We start from the raw sequence: 17,511 nt of genomic DNA on the forward strand, positions 1-17,511 counted from the left end.
CAGCAGTTCCGGGTCGCAGGAATTGACCTCACACCCTTTCTGCCGACCGCGCGCCCCCGCTCGCCACAGAACAGGGGCGCGCAGTTGTCAGTAGGGGCGCGCGGTCCCACCGAACCCTGTCGGAAATGGCGGGCGAGTACATTTCGAACCTGTGACGACGCCGATTCTGAAGCAGCTGCGTGTTCCCGTTGTCGGTGCGCCGATGGCAGGTGGTCCTAGTACTCCTGAACTCGCCCGTGCGGTGTCGGAGGCAGGTGGACTGGGCATGATTGCCGGTGCGCTGTTGACGCCCGAAGCCTTTGCGGCGCAGATCGATTCGATGCGCGGTCTGCTGTTCGGTGTCAATCTCTTCCTGCCGGAGGAGCCATCGGGTGCGGATGTGGAGTCCTATGCCGAGCGCCTGGCACCCTGGTTCGAGCGTTTCGACGCAGAGCCGGGAGAGTTGATTCGACGTGACGACTTCTACGCCGAGAAGTTCGCCTGGCTGCTGGCGCACCCGGTACCGCTGGTGTCGAGTACGTTCGCGACGTTCGACGCGGACGAGGTCGCCCAGTTGCACGCCGTGGGAACCGAGGTGTGGGCCACCGTCGCCACCGCGTCGGACGCATCGGTGGCCACCGCCAACGGGGTGGACGCGCTGGTGGTGCAGGGACCCGAAGCGGGCGGTCATCGAGGTACCTTCGACGGCTCGGCCCCGGACGAGCCTCTGACCGAACTGCTGATCGCAGTGCGTGAAATATCCGATCTACCGCGGATCGCCGCGGGCGGACTGATGGATGGCAACGACATTGCGCCACTGCTGGATTCGGGTGCCGCGCATGCCGCGCAGCTCGGTACGGCGTTTCTGAACACGCCGGAAGCCGGGACCAAGCCCGTGCACCGAGAGCAACTGACCGTCGCTCCCGACACCGCGGTGACGAAGGCGTTCTCCGGTCGCCCTGCGCGGGGGCTGGTCAACGAGTTCATGCGTGAGAACTCCGACGCAGCACCGCTGGCGTATCCCGATCTGCACTACCTGACGGCGCCGATGCGCGCCAAGGCCGCAGCGGCAGGGGATCCGTCGGGACTGTCGATGTGGGCCGGCACCGGTTTTCGCCGTACACAGGCGGCACCCGCAGCCGAGTTGATCGCCGAATGGGCGAAGCAACTCGGCCGCTGAGCCCGCACTCTCAGGGGTTGGCGTGGGCAGGCTGGAAGTGCCCCGACACCTGGGCTTCCTCGGCGCGGATGACGTGCACCACCGCGTTGATGAGTGCGAGGTGCGTGAAAGCCTGCGGGAAGTTGCCGAGGTGACGGCCGGTGCGGTGGTCGATCTCCTCGGCGTAGAGCTTGAGCGGGCTCGCGTACCCCAACAGACGCTCGCAGAGATGCTTGGCGCGCGGGAGTTCGCCGATCTCGACCAGCGCCGATACGAGCCAGAAGGAGCAGATCGTGAATGTCCCTTCCTCGCCCGCCAGACCGTCGTCGGTGGTATCGGTTCGGTAGCGCAGGACCAGGCCGTCCTCGGTCAGCTCGTCGGCGATGGCCAGCACCGTCGCACGGATGCGTTCGTCCTCGGCAGGCAGGAATCGAAGCAGCGGTGCGAGCAGCAGTGACGCATCGAGCGACGGGTCACCGTAGCGCTGAGTGAGGACACCCCGAGAATCGGTGCCGTTCTCGAGAATGTCCGCCTTGATCTCGTCGGCGATCTCGTTCCACTTGGCCGAATACTCCTTCTCGCCGTGGATGTCGGCGAGCTTGGCACCGCGGTCGAGCGCGACCCAACACATGAGCTTCGAGGAGGTGAAGTGCTGCGGTTCACCGCGCACCTCCCAGATGCCGCGATCGGGCTTGCGCCAATTGGCGATCGCCTCCTCCACCTGTCGCTTGAGCAGGGGCCACAGGAATTCGGGGACGTGCTCGCGCGACTTGACATGCAGATACACCGAGTCGAGCATCGTGCCCCAGATGTCGTGCTGCTCTTGGTCGTAGGCTCCGTTGCCGATACGCACCGGACGTGCGCCGTCGTATCCGGACAGGTGTGGCAGCTCGCTCTCGTCGAGCGTCTTCTCGCCGCCGATGCCGTACATGACCTGTAGCGGATTGACCTCGCCGTTGGCTGTGGTCGCCACATCGGACATGAACGCGAAGAAGTCGTTGGCCTCACGGTCGAGTCCGAGTGTGTAGAGGCCCCACAGTGCGAACGTCGAGTCTCGTACCCACGTGTAGCGGTAGTCCCAGTTGCGTTCTCCACCAGGAGTTTCCGGAAGCGACGTGGTCGACGCCGCCAGCAGTGCACCGGTGGGGGCGTAGGTCAGACCCTTGAGCGTCAGGGCGCTGCGCTGCAGGTAGCCCCGCCACGGGTGATCGGGGAACCGGCCGATCGTGATCCACTGCCGCCAGCACTCGGACGTGCGCCACATCTTGTCCGCGGCTTCCTCGAACGTCTGCGGCGCAGGCAGATCCGACCACGACAGCGCGACGAACACGTTGTCGCCCTCCGTCATTCGGGTGCGGGCGCGGGCTTCACGTCCTTCGATGCCGATGCGGAGGTTGGTGGTCAGCTTCAACGTGGGCTGATCACCGCCCGCACTGGCCTCGCAGGTTGCGGTGGTTTCCTCGTACACCTTGCCGGTGTACTCCCACTTCGCCGGCGCACGGTGGTAGTCGAAGGCCGGCTCGCAGCTCATCTCGAGTTCGACCGTGCCGCTGACGCACTTGATGGTGCGCAGCAGGATGTGTTCGGCGTCCCAGTCGCTCGGTGCGCGCTTGTGGGTGCGAGAGCGCTGATCGGTGTTGTGCCACGGTCCCATGACGAGTGCGTCGCGGACCACGAGCCAACCGGTTTCGGTCTGCCACGTCGTTTCGACGATCAGTCCTCCGGGCAGATACCGCCGTGCCGCCGGCACCGATTGACCGTATGGGCCGACACGGAAATGGCCTGCGCTGCGATCGAGAACCGCGCCGAAGATGCTGGGGGAGTCCGGCCGAGGCACACACATCCACTCGACCGATCCGTTGCGAGCGATCAGGCAGGTCGTCTCGCAGTCCGAGAGGAAGGCGTAGTCGTCGATCGGCGGAAAGGCACTTCGATAGGACGTCAGGGTGGACACCGGTGCGTCGGTACTGCCCAACGCTCCCTGAACCTCGACCCCGCCCAAACCTGGATGCCCCGACCCCATGGCGGGCTCGTCGGCCACCGGGGGCACTGGCGAAACATCTTCGTATGCCGTCATGGCGTAATCATCGACCGATCCACGGCACGCGTCCACTGCTGGTCGTCGATCGGCGTGGCGTGAGAGCGGAACGAGCTGGTTTAAGCTGCGAGGGTGGAATCGATCGCACGCTGGTGGGACGGCGTCGAACTGTGGGTGACGGGTTTGCCGTTCGTGCCACAGTCGGTAGTCGTGCTGCTGGTCATCGTGCCTACCGCGTTCCTGCTGGCACGTGTCTTCGATCGCGTGCTGGCGGTAGTTCTGCACTTGCTCGGGCGTGATGCCCGGGCTGCTCGCGACGCGGAGCCCTCGGGTGCGGCCACCACTACGACGAAGGATGGACAGTAATGCCACGGTCTCGGGTCACGCTGGCGCTCATCGCGCTGCTGGTGCTGGTTGTCATCGCCTGGTTGCTCACTCGATAGCCGATTAGAGTCGGTCCGGAACCTCTGCTAGATTTCTGACCGTGTCTTCTGCCGCCGAGTACCGCGTCCGCCATCAGTTGGCGTTGATTGCTGTCGGCATGCTGGCAGTCGCCGATATCGACTGTTGTTGATTCTTTCCTTCGTCGAATCGGTTCCGTCGATCCGTTGCCCACGCGCCTACATCTCGCGGTCGGGCGGTTCACGACGTACTTTCTGCCACTCACGGTGATCTCGCGATGACACGCGGCCACGGTGGTGCTCCGGTTCGACCTCGGGAATGTCGACTCTGCCCAGCTCGCACTCACTGCACACCATCATGAAAGGCCTTTTCTCGATGAGGCATAACTCTCGCTACCTGCTGACCACGTTCGCGGCCGTGGGAACCCTTCTGCTCACTGCCTGCGGCGGTGGATCGAGTGACGTCGTCGGCGGTGAGCCGGACACCGCGAGCGGCCCCGCGCTGACCCTCGTGGGTTACGCAGTCCCCAAGAATGGTTGGGACGCAATCGGTCCGGCCTTCGCGGCAACCGAGGACGGCGACGGAACGGCGATCAACGCGGACTACGGCGCATCGGGCAATCAGTCTCGCAAGGTGGCCGACGGCGCACCCGCCGATATCGTCAACTTCTCTGTCGAACCCGACATCACCCGTCTGGTGCAGGCAGGCAAGGTCGACGAGGACTGGAATCAGAATGCTTACGGCGGAGTGCCGTTCGGCTCCGTGGTGACCATCGTCGTACGCGAGGGCAACCCCAAGAACATCCGTACCTGGGACGATCTGATCAAGCCGGACGTTCAGGTCATCAGCCCCAGCCCGCTCAGCTCGGGCTCGGCCAAGTGGAACCTGCTCGCTCCCTACGCGGCGAAGAGCAACGGCGGCCAGGACAAGCAGGCCGGTCTCGACTTCGTTCGCACACTCGTCGCCGATCACTTCCCGGTTCAGCCCGAATCCGGCCGCGCCGCAACCGAAGCCTTTCTGCAGGGCCAGGGTGATGCGTTGCTCAGCTACGAGAACGAAGCACTCCTGATCGAGGAACAGGGACAGAACGTGGAGCACGTCGACGTTCCCGTCACGTTCCGCATCGACAATCCCGTGGCCGTGATCAACGACAGCGCCAATCTCGATCGCGCCAATGCTCTGAACGATTTCATCTACACCGACGAGGGCCAGAAGATCTGGGCGGAGGCCGGTTTCCGACCGACGAACCCCGACATCGCGTCGGAGTACTCCGACAAGTTCTTCACCCCCGAAAAGCTGTACACCATCGATGATCTCGGTGGCTGGACCCAGGTGGACGCAGATCTGTTCGGCGACAACGGTGCGATCACGACGATCTATCAGGAAAGTACTCGGTAGAGATCGATGTCATCTTCGACCACCGAAGCCGCAGCTGCGGCTTCGACCCTCTCGCCCGGCACGAGACCACGGTTTCGTGCCGGGCGGGAAGGCCGAAAGTTCAGGGGTCCGGGATCGGTCGGTCCACTCGGCCTCGGCGTCGCAGTGTTGTGGCTCAGCGTCATCGTGCTGCTTCCGTTGGCGGCGTTGACGGTTCAGTCGTTCGACGACGGCTTGACCGGTTTCTGGAACGCGGTCACCGAGCAACGCGCCTTGGCCACGTTCAAGGTGACGCTTCAGGTGTCGGTGGCCGCGGCCGTGGTCAACCTGTTTCTCGGAACCCTCATCGCCTGGGTACTGGTGCGGGACGAGTTCCCGGGCAAGCGTTTCGTCAATGCCCTGATCGATCTGCCGTTCGCGCTGCCGACCATCGTGGCCAGCCTGGTTCTGCTGTCGCTGTACGGTCCGGCGAGCCCGATCGGGTTGGTGTTCAACGCAACCAAGCCCGCGGTGATCGTCGCGCTGCTGTTCGTCACATTGCCGTTCGTGGTACGAGCGGTGCAACCGGTGCTGATCGAACTCGACAAGGATGTCGAGGAGGCCGCGGCCTCGCTCGGCGCGAACAACTGGACCATCTTCCGCCGCATCGTCCTGCCGGTACTGCTGCCGGCGATCCTCAGCGGCGGCGGCCTCGCCTTCGCGCGCGCCATCGGCGAATTCGGGTCGGTGGTGCTCATCGGCGGGAACATTCCCAACGACACGCAGGTGGCGTCCCAGTACATCCGTGAGCTCATCGAATACGACCGCCCCACCGACGCGGCCGCGATCTCCGTTGTGCTGCTGGCGATCGCGTTCGCAGTGCTGTTCGTCCTTCGCGTGGTGGGCAATCGCCTGGCCCGACGTGAGGAGCAGATCTCGTGAAAATCGGTCTGCCGATCAAACTGACGCTCCGCACCGTAGCTCTGCTGTACCTCGCCGTTCTGGTGCTTTTTCCCCTCGGCACCATCCTGTTCCGCACCTTCGAGGACGGCGTCGTCACGTTCTGGGAGCAGATCACCACGCCGGCCGCGCAGTCGGCGTTGCAGCTGTCGTTGTTGATCGTCGCCATAGTTGTTCCGATCAACATCGTGTTCGGTGTGGTCACCGCCCTGGCGCTCGTGCGAGGACGGTTCCGTGGCAAGGGTGTCCTGGAAGCCATCGTCGATCTGCCGTTCGCGGTGTCGCCCATCATCACCGGCGTTGCGCTGATCCTGCTGTGGGGTGCCAACGGCTGGTTCGGTGGCGTCGAAAGCCTCGGCTTCAAGGTCATCTTCGCGCTTCCCGGCATGGTCATCGCCACGATCTTCGTCACGCTGCCGTTCGTCGTGCGCGAGGTCGAACCCGTGCTGTACGAAATCGGTGAGGAGCAGGAGGAGGCCGCTTCGACGCTCGGCGCGTCGTCGTGGCAGACGTTCTGGCGCATCACTCTTCCGGCGATCCGGTGGGGCCTGACCTACGGCGTCGTACTCACCGTCGCGCGCTCGCTCGGCGAGTTCGGTGCCGTCATCATGGTCTCGACCAACCTGCCGGGCATCTCTCAAACACTGACGTTGCTGGTCAACTCACGATACGAGGACTTCAATCAACAGGGCGCGTACGCCGCGTCCACATTGCTCATGGCGATCGCCGTCATCGTGCTGCTGTTGATGACTGCCCTCGACAAGAAGAGGACGAAACAATGACCGAGACATCCCCCGAGATCGAGATCTCCGTCGTTGGCGGCAACAAGCACTACGGCGACTTCGCCGCGCTCGACGATGTCAGCATCGACATTCCCAAGGGGTCGCTGACGGCACTGCTCGGCCCCAGTGGCTCGGGTAAGTCGACACTGCTGCGCTCCATCGCCGGACTCGAGCAACTCGACTCCGGTCGGGTGCTGCTCGCAGGGCAGGACGTGACGTGGGTGAGCCCGCAGCGCCGCGAGATCGGATTCGTCTTCCAGCACTACGCGGCGTTCAAACACCTCACGGTGCGAGACAACGTCGCGTTCGGCCTGCAGATTCGCAAGCGGCCCAAGGCCGAGATCGCCAAGAAGGTCGACGAGTTGCTCGAGATCGTCGGGCTGGCCGGTTTCCAGAGCCGCTACCCGGCGCAGCTGTCCGGTGGACAGCGCCAGCGCATGGCGTTGGCTCGCGCTCTCGCCGTCGACCCGCAGGTGCTGCTGCTCGACGAGCCCTTCGGCGCGCTCGACGCCAAGGTGCGCGCCGATCTCCGTACGTGGCTGCGTCGACTGCACGACGAGGTGCACGTCACCACCGTGCTGGTGACCCACGATCAGGAGGAGGCGCTCGACGTCGCCGATCGGATCGCGGTACTCAACAAGGGTCGCATCGAGCAGGTGGGCAGCCCGGAAGACCTCTACGATCGCCCGGCCAACAACTTCGTGATGTCGTTCCTCGGTCAGGTCGCCAAGCTGAACGGACTGCTCGTGCGCCCGCACGACATTCGCGTCGGACGCGACCCGTCGTTGGCGCAGGCCCAGGCCAGCGGGACGGCCGAATCGGCCGGTGTCACGCGTGCCGTCGTCGAGCGGGTGGTGCACCTCGGCTTCGAGGTGAAGGTCGAATTGAAGAACGCGGCCACCGGTGAACTGTTCGCGGCCCAGATCACCCGCGGTGACAGTGAGGCTCTCGGTCTTCGCGAGGGCGAGACGGTGTACGCGCGAGCGACTCGGGTGCCGAAGATTGCCGACGCTAGCGGTGCAGACGCGATCGACGGTGCACCGGTTCGCTGAACGGGTGCGGTCGAGCGTTCGGCTCCGGTGTCGCAACGGCTCGTGCCGCAGGAGTGGAGCCTGCGGAACGACCCATCGAGACTGCGGAGTCGTAGCGCCGCGACACCAGATCTGCCAGCGCCGGATGTGCTCCGATCACTTCGGCATGCACCACATTCGGTATGCCTGCCACCGACTCTTCGATCCTGTCGGTGAGCAGCCCCGGGGCCAGGAACCAGGGTGCAACGACGATGCGGTCGGCTCCCAGTGTGCGCAGCTGTGTGATCGCGTCGGTGGGGGACGGGGAGACCGACGTCGCGAAGCAGGTCACAGCTCCGGCCCAGTCTGTCCCGGCGAGCAGTTTCTGCGCGATGACTCGGGTGCGCTGATTCGCCGGTGCCACCGATGAGCCGACAGCTGCCAGGGCGATTCCGACCGTCGAATCGGATACTGCGACACCGGTATCGGCGATACGGTCACGGACTGCCTCGATGAGGAGTCGGTCGTCTCCCAGAACGTCGGCCTGCGTTATCGAGACGTGGGGGTGTCGCGTTCTCGCCGCTTGTAAGAGCTCGGGCAGGTCGACTTTCGCATGAAAAGCCTTGCCCAGCAACATCGGAACGGCGACGATGCGTCCGTGTCCGGCATCGGCCAGGTCGTCGACCACCTGATCGACGCCGGGCTCGGAGAGATCGAGGAACGCGACGCGGACGTCCAGATCCGGTCGCCGTCGACGCAGGGCGTCGACGGCGCGGAGAATCGTGGCGCTCGAGCGCGGGTCACGGCTGCCGTGGGCAACCGCGATCAGTGCGCTCACGCCGGAACTGCCGACCCCAGCTCGACGGCAGCCAGAGCGTTGCCCACGAGCCCGGCAGCCAACGTGTTGCCACCGGCCGGATCGATCAGCAGGAAGCTGCCCGTATGCCGGTTGACGGCGTAGTCGTCTGCCACGATGGGCTCGGCGACGCGCACCGAGATTCGGCCGATTTCGTTGAGCTCCAACGACTCCGGGCCTTCTTGTGCGGTGAGCTCCTGCTCGTCGAAGCGCTCGATCAGCGTCCCGACGATGGCCTGGGTGGTGCGAGTGCCGTGCTTGAGCAACAGGCGAGCGCCCGGGCGAAGCGGCTTCTCGGCGAGCCAGCACACCGTGGCCTCGAAGTCGCCGATCGGCTCGGGTGCGTCCTGCGGTGAGGCGATGGTGTCGCCGCGCGAGACGTCGACATCGTCGGCGAGGACGAGGGTGACGCTGCGTCCGGCGTGAGCGGTACGCAATTCGCCGTCGGCGGTGTCGATGCGCTCGACTGTCGTTCGGGTGCCGGAGGGCAGGATGACGACCTCGTCGCCGACGTCGACGGAGCCCGCTGCGACCTGGCCGGCGTATCCGCGATAGTCCGGGAATTCCGCTGTGCGGGGCCGGATCACGTACTGCACGGGGAATCGCAGACCGACCCGGTGCGGTTCGGCGTCGACCGGGACCGACTCGAGGTGCTCGATGAGGGTCGGACCGTCGTAGTACGGGGTCTTCTCGGACTTCACCGCGACGTTGTCGCCGTGCAGTGCGGACACCGGGATCTCGATGACGTCCTCGCTGGACCAGCCGAGGGAGGAGGTCAGCGAGTTGAACTCGGCCGAGATCTCGGCGAACACCGTTGCGGGGTCCTCGACCAGATCGATCTTGTTGACCGCGAGCACCAGGCGCGGAACGCCGAGCAGAGCGAGAACCGCTGCGTGCCTGCGGGTCTGAGTGATGACACCCTTGCGGGCGTCGACCAGCAGGATGACCAGCTGAGCCGTCGACGCACCGGAGACGGTGTTGCGGGTGTACTGCACGTGGCCGGGGGTGTCGGCCAGTACGAACGAGCGGTGCGGCGTCGCGAAGTAGCGGTACGCGACGTCGATGGTGATGCCCTGTTCACGCTCGGCGCGTAGGCCGTCGACCAGCAGGGACAGATCCGGTGTCGCCAGTCCCTTGTCCACCGAAGCCCGAGTGACGGCATCGATCTGATCGGCCAGAACGGATTTGGTGTCGTACAACAGCCGACCGACGAGGGTCGACTTACCGTCGTCGACGCTACCTGCGGTGGCGAGGCGAAGAAGCTGAGTTCCTGTGCTGCTCATCAGAAGTATCCTTCTCGTTTGCGATCTTCCATGGCAGCCTCGGAGACGCGGTCGTCGCCGCGGGTGGCTCCGCGTTCGGTCAGTCGAGATGCGGCTACCTCGGCGAGGATTGCCTGGTTGTCGGCGGCCTCGGACAGCACGGCACCGGTGGTGGATCCGTCGCCGACGGTGCGGTAGCGCACCGACAGGGTCTGCAGCTCTTCGTTCTCGGCCGGTCCGCCCCACACGCCGGGCGTCATCCACATACCGTCGCGCTGGTAGACGGGGCGCTGATGGGCGTAGTAGATGCTCGCCAGTTCCACGTCGTCACGGGCGATGTAGCGCCAGATGTCGAGTTCGGTGAAGTTGCTGAGCGGGAACACCCGCACCTGCTCGCCGGGGGAATGCTTGCCGTTGTACAGGTTCCACAGTTCGGGTCGCTGCTTCTTGGGCTCCCACTGGCCGAACGCGTTGCGCAGCGAGAAGATTCGTTCCTTCGCTCGGGCGCGTTCCTCGTCGCGTCGGGCACCACCGAAGACGGCGTCGAACCGATTCTCGGAGATCGCGTCGAGAAGGGGCACGGTCTGCAGCGGGTTGCGGATGCCGTCGGGGCGCTCGGTGAGGCGTCCGTCGGCGAGGTACTCCTCGACGCTGGCCACGTGCAGGCGCAGGTTGTACTTGGCGACGACGTGGTCGCGGAAGTCCAGCACCTCCTGCAGGTTGTGGCCGGTGTCGACGTGGAGCAGTGTGAACGGCAGGGGAGCGGGCCAGAACGCCTTGATCGCCAGGTGCAGCAGGACTGTCGAGTCCTTGCCTCCGGAGAACAGGATGACGGGGCGCTCGAACTCGCCGGCCACCTCGCGGAAGATGTGGATGGCCTCGGATTCGAGTGCGTCGAGCGTGTCGAACCGATCTGCGTCGAGATGGGTTCGACCGACGGTGGCCGAGGTGAGGTCGAGTGTCATGAGGCGTGCAACCCACATTCGGTCTTGGCCTTGCCGGCCCAACGACCGCTACGCGGGTCGGCTCCGGGGGCAGGTTTGACGGTGCACGGTGCGCACCCGATGGATGGATAGCCTTCGTCGACGAGGGGATTGACCAGAATCGAATGTTCGTCGATGTAGGCCTGCATCTCCTCGTCGGACCACGGTGCGATCGGGTTGATCTTGACCAGGCCGAAGGCGTCGTCGAACGAAATGAGCGGGGCGTTGGCACGGGTGGGTGCTTCGACCCGCCGGATGCCGGTGACCCAGGCGCTGTAGTTCGCCAGTTCCTTCTTCAGAGGGGCGACCTTGCGCATCGCGCAGCACCGGTTGGGCTCGCGGGCGAACAGGTCCTTGCCCTCGATCGAATCCTGTTCCGCAACAGTCTTCTCGGCGCGGGCGTTGACGACGTGAACGCCGTAGACCGCCTCGACGGCGTCGCGCGTCCCGATGGTCTCGGCGAAGTGGTAGCCGGTGTCGAGGAACAACACGTCCACGCCCGGATGGACCTGTGCAGCGAGGTGAACGAGAACCCCGTCCTGCATGTTGGAGGCAACGATGAAGTCGTTACCGAAGTTGTCCTCGGTCCACTGCAGCAGCTCCAGTGGGCTCGCCCCGTCGAGCTCGCGGGCACCGCGCTCGGCGATGTCCTTCAATTCCTCCACCGTCAAATTCAGCCTGGTACTCATCGCAAATCCGCCTCGTCTGCTCGTACGGCCCACTGAGCGAACCGTTCGCCGTCCTCGCGGTGCTTGTCGAAATTGCGCACCACTCTGTCGATGTAATCTCCCAGCTCGGAGCTGTTGACCTTGTGCTGGCGCAACTTTCGGCCGAACGCACTGTCGAGTCCGAGGCTGCCTCCGAGATGAACCTGGAAACCCTCGATCTGATTCCCGGCTCCGTCGTCGACCAGAAGGCCCTTGAACCCGATGTCGGCGATCTGCGACCGCGCGCAGGAGTTGGGGCAGCCGTTGATGTTGATCGTGATCGGTACGTCGAGCTTGCTGTTGATGTCGGCCAGGCGCTCCTCGAGCTCCGGTACGAGAACCTGTGAACGCTTGCGGGTTTCGGCGAACGAGAGCTTGCAGAACTCGATGCCGCTGCACGCCATCAGATTCTTGCGCCAGTGCGAGGGCCGGGCAGGGAGGCCCAACGCATCGAGATCGGAGATCAGCTGCTCGAGCGTCTCGTCCGGAACGTCGAGGACGATCAGCTTCTGGTACGGCGTGAATCGCACGCGATCGGACCCGGCCTTCTCGGCGGCGTCGGCGACGGCGGCGAGGATGGTGCCGGAGACGCGGCCCGCGATGGGGGCAACACCGACGGCGTTGAGTCCGTTCTTGAGCTTCTGGATACCGACGTGATCGCGGGGCCGAGCGGGCTTCTCGGGAGCCGGGCCGTCGATGAGCTTGCGGTGCAGGTACTCGTCCTCGAGGACCTGACGGAACTTCTCGATGCCCCAGTCCTTGATGAGGAACTTCAGGCGCGCCTTGGTGCGCAGTCGGCGGTAGCCGTAGTCGCGGAAGATCGAGACAACGCCTTCCCACACGTCGGGAACGTCCTCGAGCGGAACCCAGACGCCGACTCGCTGCGCGAGCATGGGGTTGGTGGACAGGCCGCCGCCGACCCACAGGTCGAGTCCGGGCCCGTGCTCGGGATGCACGACGCCGACGAATGCGCAGTCGTTGATCTCGTGCACCACGTCCTGCAGGCCCGAGATCGCCGTCTTGAACTTGCGCGGCAGGTTGGAGTACTCCGGCTTGCCGATGTAGCGCTCGACGATCTCGTCGATGGCGGCGGTGGGGTCGAGGATCTCGTCGACGGCCTCGCCCGCGAGCGGGGAACCGAGCACCACGCGTGGGCAGTCGCCGCACGCCTCGGTGGTCTTCAGGCCGACCGCTTCGATCCGACGCCAGATCTCGGGGACGTTCTCGACCTCGACCCAGTGGAACTGAACGTTCTCCCGGTCGGACAGATCGGCGGTGTCGCGACCGAACTCCTGGGAGATGCCGGCGAGGACACGCAGCTGCTCCAGGTTCAACGCGCCCGCGTCGCAGCGGATACGCATCATGAAGTACTTGGCCTCGAGCAGGTCGATGTTGTCGTCACCGGTGAAGGTGCCGTCGTATCCCTGCTCGCGCTGGGTGTAGAGGCCCCACCAGCGGAAACGTCCGCGAAGGTCGCCCTTGTCGATGCTGTCGAAACCCTGCTTGGAATAGATGTTCTCGATGCGGGCACGCACGTTGAGCGGGTTGTCGTCCTTCTTGGACTGCTCGTTGGCGTTCAGTGGCTCCCGGTACCCCAGTGCCCACTGTCCCTCGGCTCGACGCTTGGTCGGCCGCGGCGTGCGCTCCCGTGGTGTGACGGAGGCAGCGTCGGTGGTCGCGTCGCTGGTCGACGACATGCATTGCTCCTGCATCTTTGTGCTGGCCGGTACCCGGGACGAGGGCGCAGGCAATTGCGCTTTCGACGACAGTGGGAAACCGGTGGATCGAATGGACGTGCTCGAAGGAGGCTGGTCAGCAGCCGGTCGTGTGTCGACACGACGCGCTGCAGACACGGCCGAGATCGACATGGCGGCGCGCCACGAGTCGAATTCCTGAGTCGGTCACGGGTGCCATTGTGCCACGTCATCAGGGCGACGGACGACCGCGGCGGCTATTTACCCAAATTTCGGGGTAAATAGGCTGGCAGGGCTGTTGCAGTCACGATTGCGAACGGTGGGCTGGAGCGATCGTGAACTCTGGGACACTGGAGGTCGTGAATACCGTCGTACCCGCCCCGTCCACCTTCGAGCTGCCGGTCGAGGCATTCGACGGGGTGGGGGATCGCGCGTTCGGGATCTACGTGCACGTTCCGTTCTGCGCCACGCGGTGTGGGTACTGCGACTTCAACACCTACACGGCGGGAGAGCTGGGCTCATCGGCGTCGCCGCAGTCCTGGTTGGAGGGCCTTCGACGCGAGCTCGACATCGCCGCCGGTCTGATACAGGCCGGCACGGGGCGCGTCCCGACCGCCGACACCGTCTTCGTCGGCGGTGGCACGCCGTCACTGCTCGGGGGCGACGGCCTGGCCGACGTCCTGGGTGCGGTCAGGTCCAGTTTCGGTCTGACCGACGGCGGCGAGGTCACCACGGAATCCAACCCGGAATCGACGTCGCCGGAATTCTTCGACCGGCTCCGCGACTCGGGCTTCACCCGCATCTCGCTCGGAATGCAGTCCGCCGCACCACATGTGCTCGCCGTGCTCGATCGCACGCATACGCCGGGTCGCGCGGTCGCCGCGGCCAAGGAAGCACGAGCGGCGGGATTCGAGCACGTCAATCTCGACCTCATCTACGGCACGCCCGGTGAGCGAGACGGCGATCTGGATCAATCCCTCGCCGCGGTTCTCGAGGCTGGCGTCGACCATGTCTCGGCGTACGCACTGATCGTCGAGGACGGCACAGCCATGGCTCGTAAGGTCCGCCGCGGTGAGCTGCCTGCACCCGACGACGACGTGCTGGCATCCAGGTACGAGCGCATCGACACGGCGTTGAACGCTGCAGGCCTGTCCTGGTACGAGGTGTCGAACTGGGCCACCGACGCCGACGCGCAGTGCCGCCACAACATCGGCTACTGGGACGGCGGCGACTGGTGGGGCGCGGGGCCCGGCGCACACAGTCACATCGGCGGTACCAGGTTCTGGAACGTCAAACACCCGGCGGCATACGCCGATCGCCTGGCCACCGGGGTTCTGCCGGTGCACGGCAGCGAGTTACTCAGCGCCGAGGATCGACACCTCGAGGAACTGATGTTGACCGTCCGACTCCGAACGGGAGTGCCGATGAGTGTGCTCGGGCCTGCCGAGCGCGCCGCTGCCGAACAGACGGTCGCGGACGGGTTGATGGCGGCGCAGGGTGATCGTCTCGTACTGACCGACCGGGGGCGTTTGCTCGCCGACGCGGTGGTGCGCACCATCGCAGCCGCCTGAGCAATCTGTTTCAGGCGCTCAGTGCGTCGTAGTCGAACACCCTGGCGTGCAACACCGTTCGATTTCGCAGGGCCGCACGCACTGCGCGATGCAAGCCGTCCTCGAGATAGATGACACCACGGAACTGGACCGCGTGGGGGAACAGATCGCCGTAGAAGGTGGAGTCCTCGGACAGCAACCTGTCCAGCTCGAGCACCTTGGTGGTGGTGACTATCTCGTCCAGACGGAGCTGGCGCGGCGGGATTCTCGACCAGTCTCTGATGGACAGACCGTGCTCGGGGTACGGCTTTCCGTCACGAACACCTTTGAAGATCATCGCGAGCCTCGAGCCGCTGGACCGAATCGAAAGAACGTTTCCACTCGGACCACAGTAAGGCCTTGCACGAGCGTGCGTTCGCCGGCTACTAGACTCGAGCGACGATTGGAAACGAGAACGGAGGTGGGCACCGGATGTCGAGCACCGACGACAGGCGGTTCGAGGTTCTACGAGCGATCGTGGCGGACTACGTGTCCACCCAGGAACCCGTCGGTTCACGTGCCCTGGTCGAGCGCCACAACCTGGGAGTGTCCAGTGCAACGGTGCGTAACGACATGGCCGTGCTCGAGGCCGAGGGCTACATCGCCCAGCCGCACACCAGCTCCGGTCGGGTTCCGACCGACAAGGGCTATCGACAGTTCGTCGACCGAATAGCCGACGTCAAGCCGCTGTCGGCGGCCGAACGCCGCGCCATCCTGGAGTTCCTCGAGAACGGTGTCGACCTGGACGACGTGTTGCGACGCGGCGTCCGCTTGCTGGCTCAGTTGACCCGTCAGGTCGCCGTGGTGCAGTACCCCACGCTGTCGGCGTCCTCGGTTCGCCACCTGGAAGTGGTGGCGCTCACCCCGGCCCGGCTGCTGCTGGTGCTCATCACCGACTCCGGGCGAGTCGATCAGCGCATCGTCGAACTCGGCGACGTGATCGACGACGAGAACTTGGCTCGGCTGCGGCGTCTTCTCGGTGGTGCGCTGGAAGGCAAGCGGCTGGCGGCGGCGTCGGCTGCGGTGGCCGAACTCGCGGAGAACGCTCCGCCCGCGCTGCGCGACGCGATGATCCGATCGGCAACGGTGCTGGTGGAATCACTCGTGGAGCATCCCGAGGAACGCCTGGTTCTCGGCGGAACGGCCAACCTGACGCGCAACGCCGCGGATTTCGCCGGCGACGCGGGGTTTCCCGGATCGCTCAGGGCGGTACTCGAGGCGCTGGAAGAGCAAGTGGTGGTCCTCAAGCTGCTCGCCGTGACGCAGGACACTCGCACCGTCACGGTGCGCATCGGCGAGGAGACGCAGGTCGAGGAGATGCGCGGGACATCGGTGATTTCCACCGGGTACGGGTCGGCTGGCATGGTCCTCGGAGGAATGGGTGTTCTCGGGCCGACCCGAATGGACTACCCAGGAACAATTGCGTCGGTTGCCGCGGTTGCCAGGTACATCGGCGAGGTCCTGGCCGAACGCTGAGACCAGCGAGAACCGATCGAACGCAGGCGGCGGGGGCACGGGCGGCCGGCACACAGCTTCATCGAACGAGATTCATCTTCTAGGACGAAAGAGACGACGTGGCACGGGATTATTACGGGACTTTGGGCGTCGGCCAGCAGGCGACGGACCAGGAGATCAAGCGCGCCTACCGCAAGCTGGCGCGAGAACTGCACCCGGACGTCAACCCGGACGAGGCCGCGCAGGCTCGGTTCAAGGACATCTCCACCGCATACGAGGTGCTCTCCGATCCAGAGAAGCGTCGCATCGTCGACCTGGGCGGCGACCCGCTGCAGCAGGGCGGCGGAGGCGGCGGCGGGGGATTCGGTGGAGCCGGATTCGGCGGCGGCCTTGGAGATGTGTTCGAGGCGTTCTTCGGTGGCGGCGCGGGCGGATCCCAGCGCGGTCCGAAGGGGCGCGTCCAGCCGGGTGCCGATTCACTGCTGCGTACCAAGCTCACCCTCGACGAGTGCGCCACAGGCGTGACCAAGCACATCACCGTCGACACGGCGATTCTCTGCGACCTGTGCACTGGCTCGGGCACCAACGGCGATTCCAAGCCGGTTCGCTGCGAAACCTGCGGCGGTGCCGGTGAAGTGCAGTCGGTGCAGCGCTCGTTCCTCGGCCAGGTCATGACCAGCCGCCCGTGCCCCACCTGCCGCGGCGCAGGCGAGACCATCCCCGACCCCTGCCGCAAGTGCGGCGGCGATGGTCGCGTCCGGTCGCGTCGCGACATCTCGGTCAAGGTGCCAGTCGGCGTGAGCAACGGCATGCGGATCCGGCTGGCCTCGCAGGGCGAGGTCGGTCCTGGCGGCGGTCCCGCTGGAGACCTGTACGTGGAGATCGTCGAACAGCAGCACGAGGTGTTCGTGCGCGACGGTGACGATCTGCACTGCACCGTCCGCGTCCCGATGGTCGACGCCGCGCTCGGTACCTCGGTCAACATCGACGCGATCATCGACGGACCCACCGAGATCTCGATCGAGCAAGGGACACAACCGAATTCGACGACGGTACTGCGTGGTCACGGTATGCCCAAGCTGCGCTCCGGCATTCGAGGCGATCTGCACGCGCACCTCGAGGTCATCGTGCCGACCAAGCTCGACAGCAAGCAGACCCATCTGCTCGAACAGCTCAGGTCGATGCGCGACCGCGACTCGGCGGAGGTCGTCACCACCGGTTCGGCGCACAGCGGCGGGCTGTTCTCGCGGTTGCGGGAAGCATTCAGCGGTCGCTGATC

The 17,511-nt window shown here is 65.4% G+C and carries 17 protein-coding genes; 10 read left to right on the plus strand and 7 right to left on the minus strand.

Going from position 1 to position 17,511, the window contains the following annotated elements:
* Positions 1–151: 151 nt before the first annotated feature.
* Entirely contained in the window at positions 152–1,159 is a 1,008-nt protein-coding gene (locus tag ABZ677_RS05765; RefSeq protein WP_358367341.1) for a nitronate monooxygenase, read from the plus strand.
* A 10-nt stretch (positions 1,160–1,169) separates the two neighbouring features.
* On the opposite strand, the gene ABZ677_RS05770 is transcribed toward ABZ677_RS05765, so the two are convergent.
* Complete coding sequence (locus tag ABZ677_RS05770; protein ID WP_037193573.1) at positions 1,170–3,215, minus strand: glycoside hydrolase family 15 protein; 2,046 nt, start codon at positions 3,213–3,215, stop codon at positions 1,170–1,172.
* Positions 3,216–3,308: 93 nt separating this feature from the next.
* Here ABZ677_RS05770 and ABZ677_RS05775 point away from each other — a divergent pair, with 93 nt between their 5' ends.
* The 6 genes from ABZ677_RS05775 to ABZ677_RS05800 all read left to right on the plus strand — a co-directional run bounded on the left by ABZ677_RS05775 (position 3,309) and on the right by ABZ677_RS05800 (position 7,728).
* Positions 3,309–3,542 carry a hypothetical protein gene (locus tag ABZ677_RS05775; protein ID WP_037193083.1) on the plus strand — a complete coding sequence of 78 codons (234 nt, stop codon included), beginning with the start codon at positions 3,309–3,311 and terminating at the stop codon, positions 3,540–3,542.
* Positions 3,543–3,660: 118 nt separating this feature from the next.
* Complete coding sequence (locus tag ABZ677_RS05780) at positions 3,661–3,750, plus strand: Ms4533A family Cys-rich leader peptide (RefSeq protein ID WP_310180897.1); 90 nt, start codon at positions 3,661–3,663, stop codon at positions 3,748–3,750.
* A 203-nt stretch (positions 3,751–3,953) separates the two neighbouring features.
* The gene (locus ABZ677_RS05785; RefSeq protein ID WP_037193571.1) at positions 3,954–4,976 is read left to right on the plus strand and encodes a sulfate ABC transporter substrate-binding protein; all 1,023 of its coding nucleotides are present in this window, start codon (positions 3,954–3,956) and stop codon (positions 4,974–4,976) included.
* 6 nt (positions 4,977–4,982) lie between these two features.
* A complete protein-coding gene (gene cysT / locus ABZ677_RS05790) occupies positions 4,983–5,876 on the plus strand; it encodes a sulfate ABC transporter permease subunit CysT (protein WP_082323739.1) in 894 nt (297 codons plus the stop codon).
* Entirely contained in the window at positions 5,873–6,676 is an 804-nt protein-coding gene (gene cysW, locus ABZ677_RS05795; RefSeq protein ID WP_094635543.1) for a sulfate ABC transporter permease subunit CysW, read from the plus strand. Before cysT ends, cysW begins: the two co-directional genes overlap by 4 nt.
* Positions 6,673–7,728 (plus strand): sulfate ABC transporter ATP-binding protein, encoded by a 1,056-nt coding sequence (locus ABZ677_RS05800; protein ID WP_358367348.1) that lies wholly within the window; start codon positions 6,673–6,675, stop codon positions 7,726–7,728. The genes cysW and ABZ677_RS05800 overlap by 4 nt, the downstream gene beginning before the upstream one ends.
* Here the strand turns inward: ABZ677_RS05800 and ABZ677_RS05805 are convergent.
* From ABZ677_RS05805 to ABZ677_RS05825, 5 genes are read right to left on the minus strand one after another with little or no spacing between them, the layout of a single operon-like run.
* Entirely contained in the window at positions 7,688–8,524 is an 837-nt protein-coding gene (locus tag ABZ677_RS05805) for a sirohydrochlorin chelatase (RefSeq protein ID WP_358367350.1), read from the minus strand. The two genes, ABZ677_RS05800 and ABZ677_RS05805, sit on opposite strands and share 41 nt — an antisense overlap.
* Complete coding sequence (locus ABZ677_RS05810) at positions 8,521–9,825, minus strand: GTP-binding protein (protein WP_037193077.1); 1,305 nt, start codon at positions 9,823–9,825, stop codon at positions 8,521–8,523. The genes ABZ677_RS05805 and ABZ677_RS05810 overlap by 4 nt, the downstream gene beginning before the upstream one ends.
* On the minus strand, positions 9,825–10,769 hold the full coding sequence (gene cysD / locus ABZ677_RS05815) for a sulfate adenylyltransferase subunit CysD (protein WP_358367353.1): 945 nt from the start codon (positions 10,767–10,769) through the stop codon (positions 9,825–9,827). Before cysD ends, ABZ677_RS05810 begins: the two co-directional genes overlap by 1 nt.
* A complete protein-coding gene (locus ABZ677_RS05820; protein ID WP_037193073.1) occupies positions 10,766–11,476 on the minus strand; it encodes a phosphoadenylyl-sulfate reductase in 711 nt (236 codons plus the stop codon). Before ABZ677_RS05820 ends, cysD begins: the two co-directional genes overlap by 4 nt.
* Positions 11,473–13,191 carry a nitrite/sulfite reductase gene (locus ABZ677_RS05825; protein WP_358367356.1) on the minus strand — a complete coding sequence of 573 codons (1,719 nt, stop codon included), beginning with the start codon at positions 13,189–13,191 and terminating at the stop codon, positions 11,473–11,475. The genes ABZ677_RS05820 and ABZ677_RS05825 overlap by 4 nt, the downstream gene beginning before the upstream one ends.
* A gap of 356 nt (positions 13,192–13,547) precedes the next feature.
* Here ABZ677_RS05825 and hemW point away from each other — a divergent pair, with 356 nt between their 5' ends.
* Positions 13,548–14,759 (plus strand): radical SAM family heme chaperone HemW, encoded by a 1,212-nt coding sequence (gene hemW, locus ABZ677_RS05830; protein WP_358367359.1) that lies wholly within the window; start codon positions 13,548–13,550, stop codon positions 14,757–14,759.
* A 10-nt stretch (positions 14,760–14,769) separates the two neighbouring features.
* Here hemW and ABZ677_RS05835 read toward each other — a convergent pair whose 3' ends face one another.
* On the minus strand, positions 14,770–15,075 hold the full coding sequence (locus ABZ677_RS05835; RefSeq protein ID WP_032379172.1) for a type II toxin-antitoxin system VapB family antitoxin: 306 nt from the start codon (positions 15,073–15,075) through the stop codon (positions 14,770–14,772).
* Between the two features lie 134 nt (positions 15,076–15,209).
* Here ABZ677_RS05835 and hrcA point away from each other — a divergent pair, with 134 nt between their 5' ends.
* Together hrcA and dnaJ are read left to right on the plus strand one after the other, a co-directional pair.
* The gene (hrcA, locus tag ABZ677_RS05840; protein WP_037193069.1) at positions 15,210–16,253 is read left to right on the plus strand and encodes a heat-inducible transcriptional repressor HrcA; all 1,044 of its coding nucleotides are present in this window, start codon (positions 15,210–15,212) and stop codon (positions 16,251–16,253) included.
* A gap of 98 nt (positions 16,254–16,351) precedes the next feature.
* Positions 16,352–17,509 (plus strand): molecular chaperone DnaJ, encoded by a 1,158-nt coding sequence (gene dnaJ, locus ABZ677_RS05845; protein ID WP_094635539.1) that lies wholly within the window; start codon positions 16,352–16,354, stop codon positions 17,507–17,509.
* The last annotated feature ends 2 nt before the right edge of the window (positions 17,510–17,511 follow it).

The organism is Rhodococcus sp. NPDC006774, from assembly GCF_040636045.1.
In the GTDB taxonomy this organism is placed as follows: domain Bacteria; phylum Actinomycetota; class Actinomycetes; order Mycobacteriales; family Mycobacteriaceae; genus Rhodococcoides.

Coding starts and splice junctions, on each gene's coding strand:
- ABZ677_RS05835 (WP_032379172.1), bottom strand. CDS start 15,075: ATGATCTTCAAAGGTGTTCGTGACGGAAAGCCGTACCCCGAGCACGGT.
- hrcA (WP_037193069.1), top strand. CDS start 15,210: ATGTCGAGCACCGACGACAGGCGGTTCGAGGTTCTACGAGCGATCGTG.
- ABZ677_RS05770 (WP_037193573.1), bottom strand. CDS start 3,215: ATGACGGCATACGAAGATGTTTCGCCAGTGCCCCCGGTGGCCGACGAG.
- cysT (WP_082323739.1), top strand. CDS start 4,983: ATGTCATCTTCGACCACCGAAGCCGCAGCTGCGGCTTCGACCCTCTCG.
- ABZ677_RS05785 (WP_037193571.1), top strand. CDS start 3,954: ATGAGGCATAACTCTCGCTACCTGCTGACCACGTTCGCGGCCGTGGGA.
- cysD (WP_358367353.1), bottom strand. CDS start 10,769: ATGACACTCGACCTCACCTCGGCCACCGTCGGTCGAACCCATCTCGAC.
- ABZ677_RS05825 (WP_358367356.1), bottom strand. CDS start 13,191: ATGTCGTCGACCAGCGACGCGACCACCGACGCTGCCTCCGTCACACCA.
- ABZ677_RS05810 (WP_037193077.1), bottom strand. CDS start 9,825: ATGAGCAGCACAGGAACTCAGCTTCTTCGCCTCGCCACCGCAGGTAGC.
- ABZ677_RS05800 (WP_358367348.1), top strand. CDS start 6,673: ATGACCGAGACATCCCCCGAGATCGAGATCTCCGTCGTTGGCGGCAAC.
- ABZ677_RS05820 (WP_037193073.1), bottom strand. CDS start 11,476: ATGAGTACCAGGCTGAATTTGACGGTGGAGGAATTGAAGGACATCGCC.